This is a genomic window from Parapedobacter soli (genome assembly GCF_025460835.1).
GTDB classification, from domain to species: Bacteria; Bacteroidota; Bacteroidia; order Sphingobacteriales; family Sphingobacteriaceae; genus Parapedobacter; species Parapedobacter soli.
Map to the genome: position 1 here is coordinate 20309 of NZ_JAMXAY010000019.1, position 23535 is coordinate 43843.

The 23535-nt window shown below is 43.8% G+C and carries 8 protein-coding genes; 2 read left to right on the plus strand and 6 right to left on the minus strand.

Annotation, left to right across the window (positions count from 1 at the left end; translation table 11 throughout):
* The first annotated feature begins 32 nt into the window (after nucleotides 1-32).
* Nucleotides 33-1232, plus strand: coding sequence for a glycosyltransferase (locus tag NGM62_RS10155; protein ID WP_262247664.1), 1200 nt, complete (start codon nucleotides 33-35; stop codon nucleotides 1230-1232).
* A 5-nt stretch (nucleotides 1233-1237) separates the two neighbouring features.
* Nucleotides 1238-2920 (plus strand): GMC oxidoreductase, encoded by a 1683-nt coding sequence (locus NGM62_RS10160; protein WP_262247666.1) that lies wholly within the window; start codon nucleotides 1238-1240, stop codon nucleotides 2918-2920.
* 7 nt (nucleotides 2921-2927) lie between these two features.
* Here the strand turns inward: NGM62_RS10160 and NGM62_RS10165 are convergent, their stop codons facing one another.
* The 6 genes from NGM62_RS10165 to NGM62_RS10190 all read right to left on the minus strand — a co-directional run bounded on the left by NGM62_RS10165 (nucleotide 2928) and on the right by NGM62_RS10190 (nucleotide 23438).
* A complete protein-coding gene (locus NGM62_RS10165; RefSeq protein ID WP_262247668.1) occupies nucleotides 2928-3818 on the minus strand; it encodes a glycosyltransferase family 8 protein in 891 nt (296 codons plus the stop codon).
* Nucleotides 3819-3953: 135 nt separating this feature from the next.
* A complete protein-coding gene (locus tag NGM62_RS10170; protein WP_262247670.1) occupies nucleotides 3954-4808 on the minus strand; it encodes a glycosyltransferase family 2 protein in 855 nt (284 codons plus the stop codon).
* A 113-nt stretch (nucleotides 4809-4921) separates the two neighbouring features.
* Nucleotides 4922-6382, minus strand: coding sequence for a hypothetical protein (locus tag NGM62_RS10175; RefSeq protein WP_262247672.1), 1461 nt, complete (start codon nucleotides 6380-6382; stop codon nucleotides 4922-4924).
* 139 nt (nucleotides 6383-6521) lie between these two features.
* On the minus strand, nucleotides 6522-7862 hold the full coding sequence (locus tag NGM62_RS10180) for a flippase (RefSeq protein WP_262247674.1): 1341 nt from the start codon (nucleotides 7860-7862) through the stop codon (nucleotides 6522-6524).
* Nucleotides 7863-7887: 25 nt separating this feature from the next.
* On the minus strand, nucleotides 7888-16911 hold the full coding sequence (locus NGM62_RS10185) for a non-ribosomal peptide synthetase (RefSeq protein ID WP_262247675.1): 9024 nt from the start codon (nucleotides 16909-16911) through the stop codon (nucleotides 7888-7890).
* Between the two features lie 5 nt (nucleotides 16912-16916).
* Complete coding sequence (locus tag NGM62_RS10190) at nucleotides 16917-23438, minus strand: polyketide synthase (RefSeq protein ID WP_262247677.1); 6522 nt, start codon at nucleotides 23436-23438, stop codon at nucleotides 16917-16919.
* Nucleotides 23439-23535: the final 97 nt, after the last annotated feature.

Consider the following 23535-nt stretch of genomic DNA (forward strand, 5'->3'; position numbering starts at 1 on the left):
GGCTTATATGAAAGTAAATAAATTTGAGTAGTATGTCTAAAAAACTTAATTTTATATTTGTTGGTTTACAACGCATCTTTACTGATCGTGAATCTACCGCTACCAGCATTGCCAAGCAGTTAGCGAAGGAACATAATGTGCTGTATGTGAATTCGCCTATAGATAGGCGGTCATATCTGTTAGGTAGTTCTGATCAATTCGTTAATCAACACATAACGCGAATAAAGCATAAGACAGAAACTTTGGAAAAGGTAGGCAACAGCCTATGGGTACTTTATCCGAAATGTATTATTGAATCAATCAACTGGATACCGAACACAATGCTTTTCTCGCTGTTAAATAAAATTAACAACCAAAGGTTTGCAAAGGAAATCAAGGAAACCATCAAATACTTGAAATTCCGAGACTACATTATTGTCAATGACAAGGATATTTTTAGGAGCTTTTACCTCAAGGAGATACTTAAACCGATGAAATATGTTTACCTTGATCGTGATTATATTATTGGAATGGATTATTGGAAGCGCCATGGATCCGTACTCGAACCTCTATTGATGCAAAAATCAGACATTATATTGTGTAATTCGCACGGATTCCGACAGCGTGCTTTGAAGCAGAATCCCAAGTCATATTATATCGGGAATGGTTGTAATATCGAACACTTTGACTACAGGAATACATATTCGATACCTCATGATTTAATGGGGCTGACCGACAAACCAATTGTTGGTTACGTGGGGGCCTTATTGGAAATCCGATTGGATATAGATTTGTTACTGTATTTAGCCGAATTAAGACCAGAATGGAATTTCGTTTTGGTAGGAAGAGAAGATATTGTTTTTCAAAATAGTAAATTACATGCTTTCGATAATGTTTATTTCTTGGGTCAAAAGGACACAGCACTCACTCCGGCATATATAAATTACTTTGACGTGTGTATCAATCCGCAGCTAATCAATGAAATCACTAATGATAATTACCCTTTGAAAATTGACGAATATTTGGCGATGGGAAAACCGGTTGTAGCTATGGAAACAAACGTGATGCGCGAAGTGTTTAGCTCAGTGACTTACTTGGCTACAAATTATCATGATTTTTTAGTTCAGATTGAGAAAGCATTGAATATAGGCGACGAGGCAGAGCAACATAGACGTATAATGCTGGCTCACTCTCATAGTTGGTCATCTATAGTTGAGCGGGTTCTGGATATTATCGAAAAGGACTGTGCCTGACAGGAATGAACGTACGTTCGGATAATAATATGACTTACGATGCCATCGTTATCGGATCGGGCATCAGCGGTGGCTGGGCGGCGAAAGAGTTATGTGAAAGAGGGTTGAAGACGTTGGTGCTTGAAAGGGGTAGGGATGTTAGGCACCCTGTTGATTATCCCACAGCTATGTTAAATCCGTGGGACTTCGACTTTCGCCTAAATAATACCATAGTTGACATAAGAAAGAGTCCCATCCAAAGCATGGGATTTGATGAAAGCACCAAACATTTTTATGTATCAGACGATGAACATCCCTATACCCAGGTAAAACCATTCAATTGGTTCCGTGGTTATCAGGTGGGAGGACGGTCATTGATTTGGGGACGGCAATGTTACCGGTTGAGTGACTTAGACTTTGAGGCTAACAGCAAAGACGGTTATGGTGTCGATTGGCCAATCCGTTATGCTGATTTAAAACCGTGGTATGATTATGTTGAGTCTTTTGTCGGTATCAGCGGGAAGGCTGAGCGACTTCCTCAATTGCCGGATGGGGTTTTTCTTCCTCCGATGGAGCTTAATTGTGTTGAACAACATCTTGCTGATGAAATTAGGAAAACAGGACGGGTGCTTACTGCTGCACGGGTAGCTAATCTTACCAAAGGTTGGAAGGGGAGAGGCCCTTGTCAGTACCGTAATCTTTGTGCCCGCGGTTGTCCGTACGGCGGTTACTTCAGTAGTAACAGTGCTACTATTCCCGCGGCATTCGCCACTGGTAATCTTTCCCTTCGGCCATTTTCCGTAGCTAAGGAACTCATATTTGATGACGACACCCAGCGGGTGTCGGGTGTCCGTGTAGTGGATGCCGTAACACTTGAAGAAGTTGAGTTTTTCTCACGGATTTTGTTTGTCAACGCCTCCACGATCAATACGACGGCCTTGCTCCTGGCTTCAAAATCAAATCGATTCCCCAATGGGCTTGGCAACGATAGCGGTCAACTTGGCAGAAACCTGATGGATCACCATTCGTCTGCCGGAGCAGAGGGTGTTTACCATGGCTTTAAAGATCGGTTTTACAAGGGGAGAAGACCCTGCGGTTTTCTAATCCCCCGGTATCGGAATCTCGAAAAGTCTCCTCCTGCGTCCTTCTTGCGTGGATATCAGGTGCAAGGCGTAGGTGGCCGTGAAGGGTGGCAGGAGCGGAAAGGGGAGCCTGGGTTTGGTAGGGGGTTTAAAGAACGATTGGTGACGCCAGGTGACTGGAAAATCTGGATGGGGGGATGGGGAGAATGTTTGCCCAATTCAAATAACCGCATTACGTTGGATGAAACTCAACCCGATAAATGGGGGATGCCCCGTATAATAATCGATTTTGCATTTGGTGAAAATGAGGAGGTAATGCAGGCGGATATCCAAAGTAGCTGCTCAGAAATGCTTGAACAGGCGGGGTTTCGGAATGTAAGAGTTTTCAACTATGTAAAACCCGGGGGGAGTACCGTGCATGAAATGGGAACTGCCCGTATGGGACATGACCCTGCAACATCCGTACTCAACGGGTTTAATCAGTTACATGCGGTAAAAAATGTGTTTATTACTGATGGAAGCTGTATGACGTCATCGGCCTGTCAAAACCCGTCGTTGACCTATATGGCGCTGACCGCTCGGGCTTGTGCATACGCAGTTGAGCAGATTAAGAATAAAGAACTATAGATAGGGATCAGGAGAATAATTTCCGGAAGTATTTTTTACTTATGTTAAGTGCCAACTGCAATTTTCTTCTGTATTCGCTGATCGGTTTAAAGCCCCGGAAAGGGGTTTGGTTTAGGTAATCAAAAAATTCATTTTTCCAACGTTCTTTTGAGTAACATGACCTGAATATCGGTTTGATGTGAAGGAAGTGGAGAAGATAAGGATTTTCATGTTCAGCAGAGGCGGACCAGTTCCATCGTGGATCAACCATATGCCAGGCATTGGCAAAAACTACATTTAGTCCATATTGATCGGGTAGTATGACGTATTCCTTATACTTGATAAGTGCGTCAATCACTCGACTTGAAATAGATTGTTCGCGCCATCTCTTGGTGTCGATAACCAATACGCCTGAATTGAAATACGGTGTATCGCTTGACAAACCTAATTCCTGATAATTCGGTATCCCCCCCCAAGGACTGGTTACCGTCTTCCCGATGTCTTGTACCGCACCAATAGTGTACTCACCGAGGTCAATGCCCCACAATTCACTTATATCGGTCCGGACAATTGTATCTACATCGATATAAATTAATCTGTCGATTTCCTGGTTTACTATGTACGGGGCAAATATGCGGTAATAAATGGTTGGCGGGAAGCTAGAGCTGTCTGGTGGAAGAGTTAATCCCGGAGGAATAATATTGTTACGATCTATCCAGATTAGGGAAATACGTGTAGGATCGACTGTTTGACGTAATTTTTGCTTATTTATTGTTGAGATATTGTCGTCAATGATGTAAAAATCAATAAGTTCGGTGGTTTTGTGGTTGATGTCAATTGATTTAAGAAGAGCGGCAATCAAAATCGCATAATGATTGTTGCTTGCAACGATAAGGGAAATAGTTTGGTCAGAAATCATTGAACGTATTCGTTAACGTAAGTAGCTGCCTCAGTTCTAATTAAGAAGGATAAAGTTGAAGCTCATTAATCAATAATGGTTTGTAATAAGTTCCCGCTTTGCGGTTCAGTATTTTTAATTTGCGCCTGAATAAATCTAGTTTTTAGAAGTTTTAGTGTCATGTGGGGGCAAGGGGCTGAGCATAGAAGAAAGGCGTTTGAGCTCCTTTTTGATGCGCCTGCCTATTGCCTTAGAAAAACTCCCATCACGCTGTAATGTACGGGGCCTTGTCCATACCCGGGCACGGTTGTTTTTCATTTGTTTTACCTTGCCGAACTGCATTAAGTCAAAGCAGAGACGGCCATCGTCGCCCCATATCTTATACATAACGTAGCCTACTTTAAGCCCCAATTCTTTAACATACCCCATACTGATACCGTATGCATTCAAATACGGACGCTTGAAGTGTCGTACTTCGGCAATTGCATCTTTCATCCGTTCAAGAAAGAAGAGCTTCCAGCGGGAGTAACCGGCTTCAGGTATAAACGAATATCGGCCATATACACACACTACATTGTCTTTCACGAGGACTGCCATCATCTCATCCAGCCAACACGATGGGTAAATACAGTCTGCGTCGGCCAGTAAAATGTACTTGCCTCGTGCTTTCTCTTGTCCTAACTGACGGGCGGGTCCGCAACCTTGTATGGGTTGAAAAAAACTGATAATATCTAACCGATCCAACGTTTCTTGTGTCTTGTCTGTTGAATTGTTATTAACGACGATAATTTCAAATGGTATTTTGGTTTCAAGAGCAGATAGACTTGAGATACAGTTTAAAATGTTTGTTTCTTCATTCCAGGCAGCGATAAGTATGGAAACTTGCGGCTCGGGATGCGCGTGGTGGGCTAATCGCTGGTTTATCTCGTCAAAGATATATGGCGGAATCTCCGCAACAGTCTGAAAGTTGTTATTATGCTGTGTAATCCAATTTGGTGTGGTAAACATCATTGAATAGCGTTTAATACTGTATTATCCAAATGTAGGCGTTATAACAGCTACTCAACATGTAGATGAGACTAAAAATACTGATTTGTAGTACAAGAACTACAGGGGGAATCGCATTATTCGACGGCACCGACGGAGGGAGAGCGGGTATTACGCGACTGGTTATAAAAATCATATGTCACCAGTGTTGTACCTCGCCCTTGGCCCTTCGCTTTGGATGTGCTATTAAGCTTAAGTTCTTTTTCATCAATAATTCCCGCTTCTTTAGATGTACTGAAATACAGGTTGTTTGATAAGGTTAGCGCATCCTTTGCAATAGACATATAGCTGACGAAATTACTTTCGGGGTGAGGGGTGGGTAGGTTGAAAGCGAGGTTGTTGAAGACTTGGCATGTACCGCCAAAAAGCCGATAAGCATCCACGACAACACCGTACCAATCTCGTGATAGATTCAGATTGCCACAGGTATTGTTGAAAATCTTAATATTAGTAAATGTGGTCTTTCCGGCGATCATGCTACTCTCAAATGATTGGACTTCAAAAGCCGAATATTTTCTGGAGTTCACCACGATGTTATTATAAATTTGAGTTTCCATCGGGGTGTTGCCTACGCTGACGCTCCATGCCCGTAACGCGTTTCCCTGGTGATCACTGATGTAATTATTATAGAAGCGGCCATTTCCGTTTAAAAGGAATACTGCATTGTGGTCATCATTCTCCATATTTATATTCTGAAACACATTATGGTGAACATGATAATCTACCACCATACCGATGTTTACCACATTTTTTGCTTTTGGGGCGTTGCGATATGTAACATGAGATATCTCTAGGTTTTTGACTAAACCTTGAATTGTAGAGCCGCTAATCCCACCACTGAAATGGATTAATGCTCCTGTATTGTTAGCCTTTAAATAAGAGAAAGAGATATTATTTGAATAGGAGTCGGGGCTTCCATCATAGGGTGTTTTGTTATTATAAGAAATCACATAATCCCCGATATTTTTAAATTCAATATGTGTAATGCCTATGTCATCGATTGTGCCGTCCAGAATAATTGCCCGGAATTCATTGTCTCTAAACAAGAAGCCGTGCTCAATGCCAGAGTTACCGTTTCCGCGGATATCGACATATGCGACATCAGAAATTAGCATGTGATTACGAAGGCCCACCACCTCAACCAATCCATCGTTGGTGATTTGAATCGGACAGCCCTTTTGACCTTTTAGATTCTTAATTTGGATATTTGTATAGATTCCTCTTTTAATTGCAATAGGAGTGTGGCAATCGTACTTTTCATTGTTTCCATCAATTATGAGCCTCCCATTTGCGTCACCGGAAAGTATAATGCTGGATGTTGGTTCTTGTTCTGGTTCATCAGCTTCGGTTGTATCTTGTTCAGTGTCTGTCGGTGTTTTGATTGTCCCTTCGGTGTCTTCTGCAGGAATCTCCGTTAGTTTATCGGCCGCAATGGCCTCCTTTTCGCACGAAGAAAGCGAAGTCAATACAACGAGGCAACTGATAATAACTATAAGAATTTTACCCAAAGCGCCTAAATCAAGGTGTCCGTATTTCACAAGCAAAAAAAATTTGTAGTAATTTTACTACAAATAAAGATAATTCATTTAACTATTTAAAGTTTAATTTTATTTTTTTACAATAAGGTGTTCAAATTGTCGTCTAACAATAAATGTGGAACCTCCCTCGATCTGAATGTTATTGGGTTTTGTAGAATAACTTGCGATAAATCTCCGGATAAAATAGGATTGCGTATTTCCAGGGGGCCCAAAGGTTTATTTGAAAGAGTTTTTTCAGGTAGTAACGAGCTGTCACGAAGAAAACGATTCTTGCCAGTAGCGCACCATAAACTGCTCCAATCACTCCATATTTACTGATGAGAAAGATGTTTAAAATTATATTAAAGGAGCTAGTGAATAGGACTATCAGGAAATTCAACTTTGTATTCCCCGTGGACTCCAAGATGGTTCCAGTTTGTCTGCTGTATGGTATGAGTAAGCAATAGAGTAAGGTGACTCGAAGAAGGGGGGCGGCATCCAGGTATCTTTCTCCTGCAAATATATGGATGATTGGTTCGGCAAAAAGATAGAGGACTACGACGGCTGGTGTGACGATGGCCAAGATAGAGCCTACAGATTTTTCATATAACAGTTTCATGGCATTCTTTCCTTCAGATTCGAATCGGATGGCGCCCTGAGGAAATACAATCGTTGCCATGGCGTTTGTTGGAATATGCGCCATATTGCTGATTCGATTGGCGATATTAAAGGAACTTACAGCACCAGAAGAGAGCATGCCTCCTACCATCATTTGATCCATTACATTGGAAAACGTTGCATGCAGAGAGGTGGCCATGGTATATTTACCGTAATTTAAAAGTTTTTTTGCCCACCCGAAATCAAATTTGCAGTTAAATGTTAAATGTTTCCGCGCGTAGCACCAAGAAACGATAGCTCCAACTATTGTAGATACGACATGAAACTCCGTCAATTGAATGAGAGTTAGCTCATATTTTAAGACGTATGCGATAACTAGAACGGTCAGAAAGAAAAATTGCTTAAGAAATGATGAGAGAAATAAACTTCTGAAATCAAGATATGCTTGTTCAATGCTGTTATACTGCGTTTGTATTCCGGTGATAAAAAACGATATCAGATATAACAAAAACATGTTGATAAGCACGGGAGCATCCCATATGCGGCTCAAAAAAGGAGAAATACCGACCAATACGAGTGCAAGTATACCGGTCATGCCCATGTTGATGATAAAGGATGTGAAGATGATTTTTTGGCGAGTGTTGTTCTCAGCTATCGAAACATATTTTATTAACGCATTTTGGATCAACTCATTGCGGGCGATTTCCAGAAGTGAGATCGTAGAGAGGAAAAGAACCCACGTGCCATAATCGTCTTTTGATGTTAACCTCACGAGGAAAAAGAAACTCCCGAATCCGATGATAAAATTGGAGATTTGCTGTAGTACACTGACGGTACCGGAACGTATCCAATAACTTTTTACAAACGTCTTATTTATATTCATCAAACGGTGGCTAAGCTACTATTCGTTAAAATGCTACAGCTTCGGCGTGATAAGTATTGAAAGCTTCGTCGAGTTTTTCTTGGAGCTGTTTACTCAATACACTAACCACCGGCTCATGAAATAGCTGTGCATGGGTGCCTGGTACCTCCACGACATCAATGGACCCTAAGACGTTAGGTTCCCACCCGTTTGTTCGAAAATGCGGAATGTAAAAGATTTTTTCTTTAGATCTAAATAATGTGATTGAGCCTTGGTAAGACTGTAAAGTATAATTGTTTAATGCTGTCATATGCTGCTTTCTCAGCAATCTGAATTCCTTGCTTGGTTGGTCGGAAAATTGCTTGTCGGGAAATACCCGAACAATCATATGCCGCAATACGGCCCTGGTATAAAAATACTGGCTTTTCGCATATAGCATAGGATTTTTGGAGATTAAGATAGGCGTCAACAGCATCTTCTTTACATAGTATTTGAATGTTTTCCAACTATCTCCGTGAAGTAATTGTTTGGCGGTTTTGTTGGTGTACGAATCAAATAACCCTAGAAAAGCTACATCCTTACCCATTTTATTCAATTGTTGGGCCATTTCGACAGCGACGATGCCTCCATAGGAATAGCCAGAAAGCGCATAAGGCCCGTCAGGATTGTGTTGCAGGATTTCCTGTATATAGGTTGCTGCAATTTCTTCTATGCTTTGGTATGAGCAATGGCTGCCATCAAGACCTTTTGCTTGCAGCGCAAATACCGGTTGTTCAGGATCCAGATGTTTCATTATATTTTGTAAAAACAGCACGTTGAGGCCGATACCATGAACGACGTACAAGGGCGGCTTCGTTCCATTTGCTTTCATCGGTACTAGGCTTTCATAAGTTGATTTCAAATCATGATTTTCTATTACAGCCGCCAGTTTGGAGATTGTGGGTGCCTCGATAAGACTGCTTATTGGAAGTCTGGGGCCGATTTCTTGCTCGATCTGAATCATCATTTTCACCGCCATTAAGGAATGTCCACCTAGATGGAAGAAGTTATCCAATATACTTATCTTTTCTAATTTCAAGTTGCGCTGCCAGATTTTCGCTAACAATACTTCTACTTCAGTGCGAGGGGCAACGAATCGACGCGCGGTTTGGCCATCATCACTATCGGGCTTAGGCAGCCCTTTTTTGTCTAATTTCCCGTTCGCGTTCAGTGGCAGTGCACTTATTAGCACCCACGTTTTCGGAACCATATAGTCGGGCAATCGGCTACTCAGTTGATCGATAGCGTTTGTTTTATCAAATTGCTTGCCGTCGACGACAACATAGGCAACCAGGCGGTTTTCGTTATTTTCATCGACATCAGTGACAACCGCACAGTGTTTTATTGTGTCTAACGCGAGTATATTGTTTTGAACTTCTCCCAGCTCAATACGGTTTCCACGTATTTTAACCTGGTCGTCCCGGCGGCTCACATATTCGATGTTTCCATCTGGCAACCACCTGACTACATCCCCTGTTCGATATAACTTTCTATGTGGATGGCCGATGATTGGATTCGGAACAAAGACACTATCCGTTAGCGCTGAATTATTGTAGTAACCCGTCGCTAATCCTTCCCCACCTATATACAGTTCACCGGTTACGCCAATGGGGCACTGAGAGAGGTGTTCGTTAAATACGAAGACTGATGTATTCGAGAATGGCTTGCCGACAGGTATTATTGCTGAGTAATCTCGTGCTGGATCCACGATGTGTAATAGCTTACCGATAGTGGTTTCGGTGGGGCCGTAGTGGTTCACTATCGTACAATCAGTGCCAGTGCGAACGATGTCTTTTACCAGCTCATGCGGTAATGCCTCACCGCCGAAAATCAGTAGTTTTTTCGGCAAAAGCATTCCGGCTGACTCGGATAGGTATTTCCAATGGGATGGCACTATCTTCATGCAGTCGATTTGCTGCTCTTCGAAGTATCGACCGATATAATGAACGTCGTTGAATTGTTCTTTCGTGAAAATGTGCAGGGTACCGCCTGTAGTAAGGGACTGGTATAATACCGTATTGCCAAGATCGGTGGAGATGGTATTCCCGTACGAAAAATCAGTACAGGTTTCTAACACCGGTAGATGCTCCCGAAGACCGGCGAAATAGTCGGCAAGTGATCGATGTGTGATACATACACCCTTGGGTTTGCCCGTAGAGCCCGAGGTATATATAATATATGCCAATGAGGACGGATGGGGCAACGTATTGAGCTCGATTATAGGTGCCGCCCATATTTCTGAGTCTGCATTGTCCAGATTCACACATTTCGTGTTCGATAATGTCGCCAATTTGGTTGAAACCGCGAGATCACTTATGATGAACGGAGACTTACAATCTTCAATGATATGCTGGATACGATTGACCGGCAAATCCGGATCGATAGGGACATACGCCGCTCCTGCTTTCCAGATGGCGAGGAGACCGATTATCATTTCTGGGCAGGGCTGTATACACAAGGGCACAGGTGTCTCGGCTGAGAGGCCATTCATCAATAGGTAATGTGCCAACCGTGTTGATTTTTCGTCCAGATCTTTATAGGTCGTTCCCGTGCCCTGAAATACAACTGCGATATTGTCTGGCGTTTTTTGTGCCTGACTAATAAAATCGTCAAGAAGTGTGCGGTTTGCAGGAAAATCACAACGGTGGTCAGACAGCGAAGGGAAAGGATGGGGGAGTGGCAAGCTGTCTTTTATTTGTACCATCGGATTGGCCGAGATGGTGTCAATTAAAATATTCAGCTCATCCATCATCCGTTCAATGGTGTCGGGCCTGTAAAGCTGGGTGTTATATGCCCAATACCAACTAATGGATTTTGCCTTTATATTGAGGTCTATGGATAAAGAGATCTCGAACGTATGGGAGGCGCGGGGATTGAATATAAGCTCTGTGTCCAAATGTTCGAAATGAAGTTTCTCCCCGTCGTCAATACGTATAGTAACGATAAAGGGTACAAGTGGAATCTGGTTTTTTTCTCTACTTATATTAAGTTGTGCGAGTATTTCACTGAAAGTGAGTTGCTGATGGTCGTATGCCTCGTAAATGTACTGCTTTCTTGATTCTAAGTAAGCTGATGTAGGTTGACTAGGTAATATTTTTGAACGGAAGGGTAAAAGGTTTACACAATGGCCAATCATATCATTGTGTCCGTTGATGAATTGCCCGGCTGTCGTGACACCCAACACGACGTCTGGCGAACCTGTGCGGTGATGTAGTAAAATCTCAATAAGCGATATGAGTGTCGACGCCATACTCATACGTGAGCTTCTTGTAATCTCCGTGAGTTTAATGTAACGGTCTTCGCTGGATAAGAAGCTCGTAAAATTACCTCTATACGTTCGTCTTTCGGGGCGCAAGAAGTCCGTTGGTAACGCTAATGTAGGTATGTCGTTTTGATATTGACGAATCCAGAAATCTTGTAGTGACTTATATCGATCTGTTTTAGAAAGATTTATGCAGTTCTTGGAGTAATCACTCATTTGAGTAGGATGTTTTGACGGGAATCCCCTTCCGCTAATCAATGAGTTGTATGTGAGACTGATGTCTTTCAGAAGTGTTTCCAGTGACGTAGCATCACAGATGATATGATGGATTAATAGCGTAAAATAATGTAGCTCTACATCAAGTCGATGGACCATTATTCTGAATAATAGCCCTTGATTCAATTTGAATGGTGTTAAGCCTTCTTTTTCGACATCGGTATTGAATCGGTTTAATTTTTCGTTTTCACTGGGTAATGGCGATATATCGTGATAAGAGAGCGGTAATTTAAGTTGATCTATTGACCGGACAACCAGATACTCGCCATCGTCGCTCACGTTGCTACGTAAAGCCTCGTGACGGTTGACAACATTTGTGATGGCTTGCTGAAATACGTCATAGTCAAATCTTCCCGCGAATTTAATTGACCAAGAATGATTATAGGCAAGGTTGGCTTCATCTCCTCCTATCATACATGATAACCATATTTCTCTTTGAGGCTCAATGATAGGAATTTGATGGGTTACAGCGGTTGTCTTTACTCCATTGACATTGGCGTTAGTGGTATTGCCATTCACGGTTTGTATCTGTGCATCATCTTTACCAATAACAATATGAGTGGGCTCCTCTTTTTTGAGAATAAAAAATGAGGTGAAATCGTGAAGTGTCGAATGTTGGAAAATTCCAGTCATAGGAACTTCTAACCCGGTTTCTTTCTTTATTTCATTAACTAACCCCGGTATTAGCAGGGAATGTCCTCCGAGTTGGAAAAAGTCATCATGTGGCTGTATGTTCTCTGTACCTAATACTTTTTCCCAAATTTTGGTGACATGAAGCTCTATGGATTCTCGGTTTGCCGACTTTGTTTGTCTGTTTTTGTTTTTTGACCATGGCAACGCTTTCCTGTCAATCTTTTTGTTCGGTGTTAAAGGAAACTCAGATAAGAATATCCAATCATTTGGAATCATATAGGGAGGTAGAAACTCCAATAGGTGCTTCTTGATTTCGGAGATAAATCCTTTTTCTGCTAGCAAACCCTCAGCAGGTATATCTCCCATTTCTGTAAGGTCTGAAGGAATTAAGTAGGCCGCTATGCGCTGATCGCCAGTTTGGTTTTCCTGCACAACTACAACAGACTCCTTGATGGGTTCTTGCTTATTTAAGTAATATTCGATTTCACCTAACTCGATTCTAAACCCCCTGACTTTTACCTGATTATCAATCCTTCCCAAGCATTGGATTTCGCCGTTGGGCAATACTTTTCCTAAATCACCTGTACGGTAAATTTTCGTGTTGGTCGATGTTGGGAAAGGTGCGGTTAAAAAACGCTCTAGGTTAAGTTCTGGTCTATTTAGATATCCTCTTGCAACGCCGTCTCCGCCAATGTATATTTCACCCTCTTCTCCTGCAGGAACGATGGCAAGCTGCTCATCCAAAATGTATACCTGGGTATTATGGATCGGCCGGCCGACGGTTATCGGGCTTTCGTCAGGCTTTAGCTGTTTCACCGTCGACCATATTGTCGTTTCGGTTGGCCCGTATAAATTCCAAACTTCATCACATAAATCCATGAGTTTTTCCGCGAGGTCTGTCGGAAAGGCCTCGCCACCGCATAGTGCTTTGATAGGAAGCTTTTGGTTCCATCCCGAGCTGAGCATCATACGCCAGGTAGCAGGTGTGGCTTGTACCACTGTGACGCCGGTAGCTTTTACCGTTTCGAGGATCTGGTAACTATCAAGCCGGGTATCGTCGTCAGCAAGGACGATTGATGCTCCGGTGATCAACGGAAGGTACAGCTCTAGTCCTGCAATGTCAAAAGATATCGTTGTGAGGGCTAAAAGGATATCATCTTTTTGCATTCCAGGTTCATCCTGCATGCTAAGCAGGAAGTTCACCAAGCTTTTTTGCGCTATCTGTACGCCTTTGGGCTTTCCGGTAGATCCAGAGGTATATAGTATATATGCGAGGTCGTTGCCGGAAGTCGAAACTGATGGCAGAGAAAACTGGAATTCGTGTGATCGGCTTACAAAATCAGTTATCAATAGTTCTTTGGTGCTCGACACGAACCTGCCGGCGTATTGAGCTGATGTAATAAGCACCCGCGCTTCGGAATCTTGCAGCATAAACGAAATTCGCTCTGCCGGATAATGTGGATCTAGCGGTAAATAAGTCGCGCCCGCTTTCATTATACCCAATAAGCAGCTTACCAGTTCTGGTGTTCGGTCGAGTGCCAACCCTACAATATCACCTGGAACTACACCATTCTCAGCGAGGTAATGTGCAAATTGATTTGAGCGCTTGTCCAAGGCAGTATACGTCAGCCTTTCATCTTGGAATCTTATCGCTGTATTATTGGGGAATTGCCTAGCTTTCTCTATAAAAAGGTCGCAGACGGAAATATCTTTTGGATGACTCTTGTCTGGTCCTTCCACAAAAGTGAAATGTTGGTTGTCTGGCGACGTGAAGCTGGTTGCTAGATTTCTCAAAATCACATGGGGATTGGCAACAACATCTTCCATTATGTTCTGGAACTCTCGCACGAGTAGCCTTATCGTCTCTTCTTTAAATAAACTTGCATTGTATACCCACTCTAAAACGGGGCTTGCTTTCGTTCCGGATATACTTATGAAAAACTCAAAACTACTGTTCTCTCCGCCATCGAAAAGGTATGTGTTTTCCATACCGATAAAATTGATCCGGTCATTGACTGTTAAATCAGCAAAAAAATCGAAAATAACGGGAACGAATGACGATCTCGTGGAATCTCGACGGATATCAAGTTGCCTCAAGAGGCTGCTGTACGTGATGCCCTGATGCTCATAAGCCTCGATGAGAGCTGCTTTTCTTTTAGCCAAATGGTCTGTAAATGAGAGAGAATCATCGATGAATGCTCTAATGGGCAAGGTGCTTACAGCATTTGCGACCAACGGTTCTCCACCCAATCGGAGGTGGTCCGCAACCGGCATGCCGGTAATGACATCGGGTTGTTTCATATAACGGCTTAGTACGATTTCTAAAATTACTCTCGTACTGATTGCCTGGCTGGCTCTGATTTTTGCGGTAGCTTGCCTAAATGCCTCAAATGTCTGGCAGTCCAAGCCTGTTTTCAGGGTGTTACATTTAAAAGTCTGTTCGGCTGGCCGCGGGAAATCAGTTGGTAGTTCCATGAGTGGAACTTTGTCGCTATACTGCGAAATCCAATACGCTTCGATGCGCTTGTATGCATCACTATCGTAAAATACTTGTTGTTTTTGGGTGTAATCGATAAAGGACGCAGCTGGTGGAAGTTGTGGAGTTACTTTTTGAGCAAACGCAGAATAAAGCTTGCCTAGTTCTTCGGCCATAATGGTGAGGGACCATCCATCACAAATAATGTGGTGTACGCTAAACCTGAGTATGTGCTGTTCATTTGCTAATTTGAATAATGTTACCCTAAATAGCGGCCCATTGGTGAGGTCAAATGGTATCTCGTAGCTTGCTCGGTTAGCTTGTTCGATAAAGCCGACTTGCTCTTCAGCTGCTATTGATGATAAATCTTCTTCAACGACAGCTATTTCCATTCGGTCTAGAATTCCAATTTGGGTTCCGCTTTCATCGCACTTTGCTCGTAAAGATTGATGCCTATCGGTTAACACCTGGATTGCATTTTCCATGGCTCCTTTGTTAAAAGGGCCGTTTAACTGTAGGGAAACGGATAATGTATATGATTTGTTGGCTTCGTCTCCACCTAATACACTAGTGATCCAAATCTCTTTCTGTGACTTGGTCGCTGGTACCCATTGAATGTTAACAATTGAATCTGCAGTTTCTTCCCTGATTTTTTCAGCGACAATCGCTACGTTTTCCAGCGGATTGCCGTCCATGTATTGTTCGACAAACTGCTGGAATATCGGGTATTTAAATACGGTAGTTAATGGGAGCTTCTTGTTCGTGACCTGCTCCATTTTGGCCATCAATTTCGGCAGTAATAATGAGTGCCCTCCCAACTCGAAAAAATCATCGTTGGCTTGGATATCATCTACTTGGAGGATTTCTTCCCAAATACCCACAACGATTTCCTCAAGTGCCTCATTGGCCTCTTCTACTTGACTGTGTATGAGTGGTTTTTCAACGGTTAGAGACTGGGTAGCTGACGGTTCGACCTCCGGCATCTTAATAGACCCAGGGTTGATTTTGTCTACTACAATCGCGTCCAAGGCGATTTCGGGAGATACGACAACTTGTTTTATGAGGCCGTTGAATCCGTCCATCAGTTGTTTGATGGTAGCGGATGAGAACAAATATTTGTTGTATGACCACTCTAGTACAAATTTATCGTCTGAACACCTTAGATTAAGAAAGATTTCAAAATTTTCGAATACCCGTGGATGTGAGATTAATGTGTGTTTGATCCCTGGGAAATCCACATTGGCATCCATATTTGTATCAATGTTGAAAACAACAGGCAATAATGGTAAACCTGATTTCCTTCGCTTTATTTTCAATAATTTTAATAGGGTCCCATAAGTAAACAACTGATGTTCGAAATCATCCAGTAATTGAGGTTTTCTTCGCTTTAGGTGTTCAAGGAATGAAACAGATGATATTACTGAGCCACGAATTGGAAGGAGGTTTACACAATGCCCTATGGATTTCAAATGACCAGTAGCCGCCTGTCCAGCCGTGGGCAACCCAATGATGACTTCAGTTTGCCCTGTCAGGCGGCTCAGATACACCTCGAACGACATTAGCAGGGTGTTTACGAAACTGACTCCTTGCGTGCTTCCTACCTGTTTTAATTTTTGCATAAGACCCGAATCCAAATCAAAGTCGTCCCGTTGACTCTGGTAGGTCTGCATTTCTAGGCGGGGCTTATCTGTAGGTAGTTGAATGGGCTCCGGTATTACCCCAAATTTGTTAAGCCAATAGCGTGTGGTATCTTTATAGGTATCGGTGCCGGCGTATGCATCCATCTCTTGATTATACTGCGACATCGATACCACCGCCGACGGACTGAACGGTCTCCCTTCTAATTTCGCAGTATAGCACTCAGATAATTCTTCTAATAAAACACTAAATGACCAACCGTCGCAAATAATGTGGTGTACGGTGAGTCTCATTATATGGCAATCTTCCGCCAACTTATACAAAAATGTCCGGAAAAGAGGTCCATTCTCCAGATCGAAGGGTTCGCTCACATCTCGCTTAGCCATTTCGATGAGATAATCAGCTTGATTACTGGCTGTTTTGGTAGAAATATCTTCAAAGTCTAAGCTTGTCTGACGGTGTTTGAGTACATGGATTTGTTTGCCATCTGGGCTAAACACACAGCGCAAAGCGTCGTTGCACTCAATGATTTCTTGTAATGCCTGCTCAAGAATGGCCTGTTCCAGGTTTCCTTCCAAACGCAGAGACATTGATTCGTTATACGCACAGTTGGCATCAGTACCTCCGAGAATGCATGCTATCCAGATTTCTTGTTGTGCTTCTGCTATAGGAATCACTTTTTCAATCTCCCCAAAAGAGAAAGGGTCGTGATTAACCGGAATTAAATTGTATGTTAAGTTTTTCATTTTGGCTAAGCAGGAATTACTTTTAGATATTTTTCTGGATTTTTCGTGTCTCGTACAAACCAAGCAGCTGTTCCGTCAATATCTCTCCCTAATCGAGCATGGGGTATAGGTGGGAGCGATGCTTCCCCAAGAGGGTTCCGTACGGCAATAAAACCTGACTTGGTCAACTCGTGCACACTTTCTTCAAACGCACGAATAATTTCGTTTAAATCATCACTGGTATGTGCTGTAGTCATAAAACAGGCGAGCCCACTCCAGATATGGACTCCCTTGCTTCTCATCAGTAGGAAAAGTAGGTCGCTTATGATGGAGTCTTCTTTAAATTTGATTTGCCACAACGAACTGAAGTGCTCAACGACGATGGGGAGCTGGTATGCCTGGCAAATGCTATTGAGCTTTTCGGCTAAAATACGTGTGTTTTCATCTAGTATTTCCAATAAACTTGACCCTTGCTCTTTGAGGTAAGACAAAAAAGCATAAGAAGAAGCGAGTGCAAGCGGGTGACGGAAAAATGAGCTGGAAAAATAGGTTACGCCTACTTCGGGGGTACTTTGATCTCCATATTGCCAAGTACCACCGTCCATTGAATCCATGAACGACTTGTGTCCGGCTATAACTCCGATTGGCAAGCCGCCACCAAGTGCTTTCCCATATACAGCGATGTCTGCCTTTACCCTAGTTAAGCCTTGGGCTCCTTGGAGATGGTATCGGAAGCCCGAAACCACTTCGTCGAAAATCAATACTACATTTAACCGGTTCGTTAAGTGCCGCAGATCTTTCAAAAAAGCCAAGGGGATACCGGCTGGTTTTCTACTTTGTATGGGTTCAACTAATACTGCGGCGAGATTGTCCGCATATTCTTCGATGTAGGCTAATGAGTCTGCAGAGCCATATTCCAGTACAATTACATTCGAGATAGCTTCGGATGTGATACCTGCAAAGGCTGGAAGGGGTTGGTGTTTTCCGGTTCCTCTAATCTGCATTTCGTCCGAATTACCATGGATTGAATCGGCAAAAACAACGACTTTGTCCCGCCCGGTAACGGTACGGGCGATTCGCATGGCCCCAGTTACCGCCTCTGAGCCGGAATTGCAAAATGTCACACGATCAAAGCCTGTGAAATCGCAGATCATTTTACTCACTTTGCCCGCTTTCTCATGCTGTGAGCCGATCTCATAACCTGCGTCTATTTGTTTCAGTAAGGCATTTTTCAGTTCTTCATTCTGGTAACCTAGAAGGTTTGATCCATAGCCACTTACGGTATCGATGTATTTGTTTCCATCGAGATCCCATAAATAACAGCCATCGGATTTCTCGATCACTAAAGGATAGGTTACCTCCTTGACTAAGGGCCTGAATCCACTAACGGCACGGGGATCGGCTAAATGGTCGCGATGTTCCTGCGTGTAAGATTTACTCTGTGCGGTTTTTTGTATATATCGATCAATAAAATTATTCAAAGCGACATGTTGTCGGTCATCCAGTTGAATTGCTCCTTTTGGGATATTACTTGATGCGTCAAACGTCGACTTGCGTTCAATCTTGGTAGTAGGAACCAACAATTCTTTTTTATCCGTCGGTCCTGTTATAGCTATAGCAGGCGATTGCGGGTGGTGGCCTTGTAGTAGCGCAATCTGTTGTGATATAAGGCTAATTTGTTGTGATATGAGGCTGATCGCATCAAGTTGCCCATTTTGAGTTGAATTCGTTTGAGGTATAGCATTGTTCTCTATCGGTTGGGCTTGCGGAGTTGGAACGTTATTTTGCTCTTCTTGGGGTATATTCGTGGCTAGGTACGATGCAAGCAATTCCAAATTCTGGCAATCCTCGTTCAACATACGGAACGTAACGGGAACATTGAAAGCTTTCTTGAGATGCTGTGCTACCTGCGTCAATAGTAACGAATCAAATCCAAGTGCTATAAAGTTACTTGTTAAGGAAGCCTCAGATAGGTTGATACCCGATGCATCTTCTAAAATAGACTTTATGCGCGTGATTAGATGATCTTTTTCCATTACCGTGTTATTTGTTTTGTGAGGAATTGCACTAAGACTTTCCTTGTGGTCCCCCGGAGCCAGCCAAAAGACTTGTTTGTCGTAAGCGTAAGTGGGGATAGTTTTGAGCACTTTAGGGTAATACCCATAAAGTTGATCCCATCGCGGTTCGAAACCACGGGTCGCCAATTGTCCAACTGCTTCGCGGATAGATTGACATTCGTTGTTTGCTGCTTGGGTAATAGACGAAAATACGCGACCGGAGAGTCCTGTACCATGTTGCCTAGTGAGCGTTGACGTGACTTGTCCCGGACCTGCTTCTAAGTATACTGGCGGCGTAAGAAACGTTTTCTCTGCAAATAGAATGGCGTCGGAAAAGCGTACCGTTGAGACAATATGGTCTGCCCAGTAACCCGGGTCGGTAGCTTGATCGTCTAACAGCCAATTGCCTTTTACCGTAGAGACAATAGGTAGCTTGGGGGGCGAAAGTTGTATGTCGGAGATTGCGTTTATAAACGGGCGTTGTATAGGACGCATCATTTCCGAATGGAATGCATGGCTCGTATGTAGGAGCTTGTTGGGAATGTCTTTTTCTTTCAGAAAATTGATAAACTCGGCAATCTGATGCTCCGGACCTGAAACGACACATAGTTGGGGTGCATTGTTTGCCGCGATAGATAAGCCTTGGGGGAGGATGGTTCGGATTTTTTCTGCCGAAGCTCGCACAGATAACATGCTGCCTGTTGGTACTGATTTTGATAATTTTCCCCGTATAGCAACAAGCTTGAGCGCATCTTCGAGTGAAAAAACCCCAGCAAGATGCGCGGCAACGAACTCACCTACACTGTGCCCGATGAATGCTGTTGGTTGTATACCCCAACTCATCCAAAGCTGTGCAAGCGCATAAGACGTAACAAAAAGGGCCGGTTGGGTATAATAGGTGTCACGTAATAATGCGGAAGCATCGTCGGACGAACGTTCGGTAGCGGGGAAAAGGATCGGGCGGATGTCTTCACCCATTTCTTTCTTCAGGAGGTCTGCACAGTGGTCAATAGCTTCTTGATATACGGGCTCACGCTGGTACAAATCGCTCCCCATTCCGATATATTGGGCTCCTTGTCCTGGGAAAAGGAAAACTAATTGGTCGGATTGTTCTTTCAATTCATGTTGTTGAAACTGCCCTGTGCGAAGCTGATGGATTAACTGAGTATGATCTACACTTGCAACCGAGAAGCGGTGTGAGAACCTTTCCTGTGTCTGCTGAAGCGTGTATGCAACCTCCTCTGGTTTAATGAGTGGATTACGCTCAAGATAATCGGCTAGCTTTTTGGCATAGGTTTCACCCGATTGGCTTGTTTGTGCAGACCACGTTACCACGATAGGTTGGCCTACAACAGCTGGGGGCGGCGTTGTTTGTGGCGATGTAAAGGGTATTGCGCTTAGAATAACGTGCGCATTCGTACCACCGACACCAAATGAGCTAACCCCCGCGATGAATTTCTTGCTTGTATCGATCTGAGTTAGCGTATCGTTGACCTCGAAAGGGCTGTTTCCTAAATCAATATTCGGGTGTGTACTTTTAAAATTGATGGTAGGAGGTATGACGCCATGGTATAACGCTAACGCTGTTTTAATCAGCCCCGCCACACCCGATGCGTGGGTGAGGTGGCCCAGATTGCTTTTTATCGAGCCAATCCGGCAATATTGCTTTTTTGTTGTCTCTCCGAAGGCCATTTTTAGGCCAAGCAGTTCAATCGGGTCACCGATCGGTGTCGCCGTTCCGTGTGCTTCTATATAGCCGATATCATTTGGGTCTATGTCGGCATCGTCAATTGCCATGCGGATGGCATGCGCCTGCCCCTCTGAGGAGGGAGCCATGAAACTACCCTTGCCGCCACCGTCGTTGCTGATGCCGACACCCTTGATGACGGCATAGATCGTGTCGCCGTCAGCTTGTGCGGCTTCGAGCTGCTTTAGTAACACAACACCTGCACCGTCACTAAAAACGGTACCTGTAGCGTCGGCATCGAAGGTCCGTGTGTGCCCGTCTTTGCTAAACATCGCTCCGTCTTCAAAAAGCTGCCCGCTATTGATGGGTATCGTGATGGAGACGCCTCCGGCAATGGCCATGTCGCATTGCTTACTACGGATAGATTCCACAGCTTGCGCAACCGCCACCAACGATGTGCTGCAAGCGGTATTTATGGCAACCGCGGGGCCGTTGAGGTTGAGTTGGTAGGCCACACGGGTTGGGATATAATCCCGTTCGTTTAACAGCATCGTTTGGAATTCTCCAATCTTGGAGATTTCTTCCGGATGGTGGCGTACGTTATTAGCAAAGTAAGTGGCATTACCTGAACCGGCATACACACCTATGGTATATTGGTCCTTTTTGACGAGATAGCCCGTTTGTTCCAAAACATCCCGGCAAATCTCCAGGAATATCCGCTGCTGCGGGTCCATGAGTCTGGCCATTACGGGCGTGATGCCGAAAACTGCTGCATCGAACCACTCGGCCTCGTCGATTATGCCGCGTGCCTTGACGTATTCCGGCCTATTGCGTAACTCGGCAGGGATGCCCGGGTCCAGTTCATGATCTTCGAAAAAAGTGATCGTTTCCTCTCCGGCAAGTAACACGTCCCATAACTCTTCAACATTTTTTGCACCCGGGAAACGGCCGGCCATGCCAATGATGGCGACCGCACGATCTATACCTTCTTTTTGTGATGTCTTTGATCTGTTGATGGGTGAAGTTCGTCCATTTTGGATATAATCAGCCAATTTTTGGGGTGTCGGGTATTGGTAGAGGTCGACAATCGGCAAGCGATAGCCCCTCGTTCTTTTGAAATTGGAGACAAATTTCATGGCTAGCAGGGAGTTCCCGCCCAGTTCAAAGAAATTATCCGTGCTGCGAACCGACTCCAGTCCCAAGATTGATTGCCATGAACTTTTGATGTCCTTTTCGGTCTGATCCTGGGAAACTGTAAGCGGATCTGAAGTGGAGTTTTGTTTTCTATTGGGAATGGGTAACGCTTTACGATCTAATTTCCCGCTAGCCGAAAGAGGAAGTTCTTCTAGATGCATGTATTTGTCAGGCATCATGTAGTCGGGTAGCTTTTTCTGTAATTCCGTCAAAATGAGTTGCTCATTTGTAGCCTTGTCATCCCCGGTCCAATAGGCCACAAGTTGCTTTCCGATAAATTCATCCTCCCACACCGCTACACAACATTGCCTGACGCCCTGAACGGCTACCAACACCTGTTCTATTTCGCCTAGTTCGATGCGGAAGCCGCGTATTTTCACTTGATTGTCTATGCGTCCTAAATATTCGATTTCGCCGGAAGGAAGCTGCCGTGCAAGGTCCCCAGTCCGGTAAATGCGCCCTTCGTCAAAGGGATTCGGTATGAAGCGATTTGTGGTTAACTCCGGTAAATTGAGGTATCCGCGGGCTACTTGTACCCCTCCAATGCATAATTCTCCGGTTTCCCCGGTTGGAAGTAGGTTAAGTTGGTTATCGACTATATATAGGTGCGTATTCGCGATTGGCGTGCCAATAGTCACCGTTTCGAAATGATCAGGCACTTCCCAGCAAGTGACATCGATGGCCGCCTCGGTAGGGCCGTATAAGTTGAATAGCGGTACATGAGGCAGTTTCTCTCTGAATAGGGAGATTTGATGTGCTGTAAGTGCTTCTCCACTGCATAGCACGCGTTTTAGCTTATTATTTAAATGCTCGACGGAATCGAGTAAAAATATTTCCAGCATGGAGGGAACGAAATGAATCGTCGTAATATCGTATTCGACGATAGCACGTGTTAAGTATTCACTGTCTTTATGTCCCCCGGGTGCAGCGAAGGCTATGCGTGCGCCAACCAAGATAGGCCACAGCAGCTCCCATACGGAAACGTCAAAGCAGTAGGTCGTTTTTTGCAGAACGGTATCGTGGGCAGTTAACTTAAAATAATCCTGTGCCCAAAGCAATCTATTATATAATCCACCATGTTCGTTCATGACTCCCTTGGGATTTCCAGTGGAACCGGACGTGTAGATTACATAAGCCAAGTCCCCCGGTTGAGGAAGCTCAGGTAGATTGTGTGTTGGGAATGACTGCCAGCCGGTTGTTTGGTCTTCTTCTAATGCAATGTTTTGATAGTGTACGTTGTTATTGCCGCTGTCTACGAGCCCCTCATATATTCCCGGCGTTGTCAAAACGATAGGCATCGCCGTGTCTTTTAAAATATATTGGATACGGCCTGTTGGATATTCAGGGTCTATAGGTACGTACGCACAACGTGCTTTTAATATAGCCAGGATACTGATAAGCATTTCGAACGATCTTTCGAGACAGATGCCTACCATCGTACCTGGCGTTATGCCATAATCAATCAAGTAGTAAGCTAACTGGTTTGATTTTTCGTTCAGTTCTCGATAGGTGAATTGTTTCTGCCCGACCAACACGGCAGGGGCATCAGGAGACTTGAGTGCCTGCTCATTGAATAGGTGAATAATCGTATCGTTTTTATCGCTTTTCATATATCAAATGCAACATCCCAAAATTAGGTATAATCAAAAGTATTGCGAATATTCGTTTTTTGCAGTACTTATGGCCCTCCATTTTTTCATTTGTAGT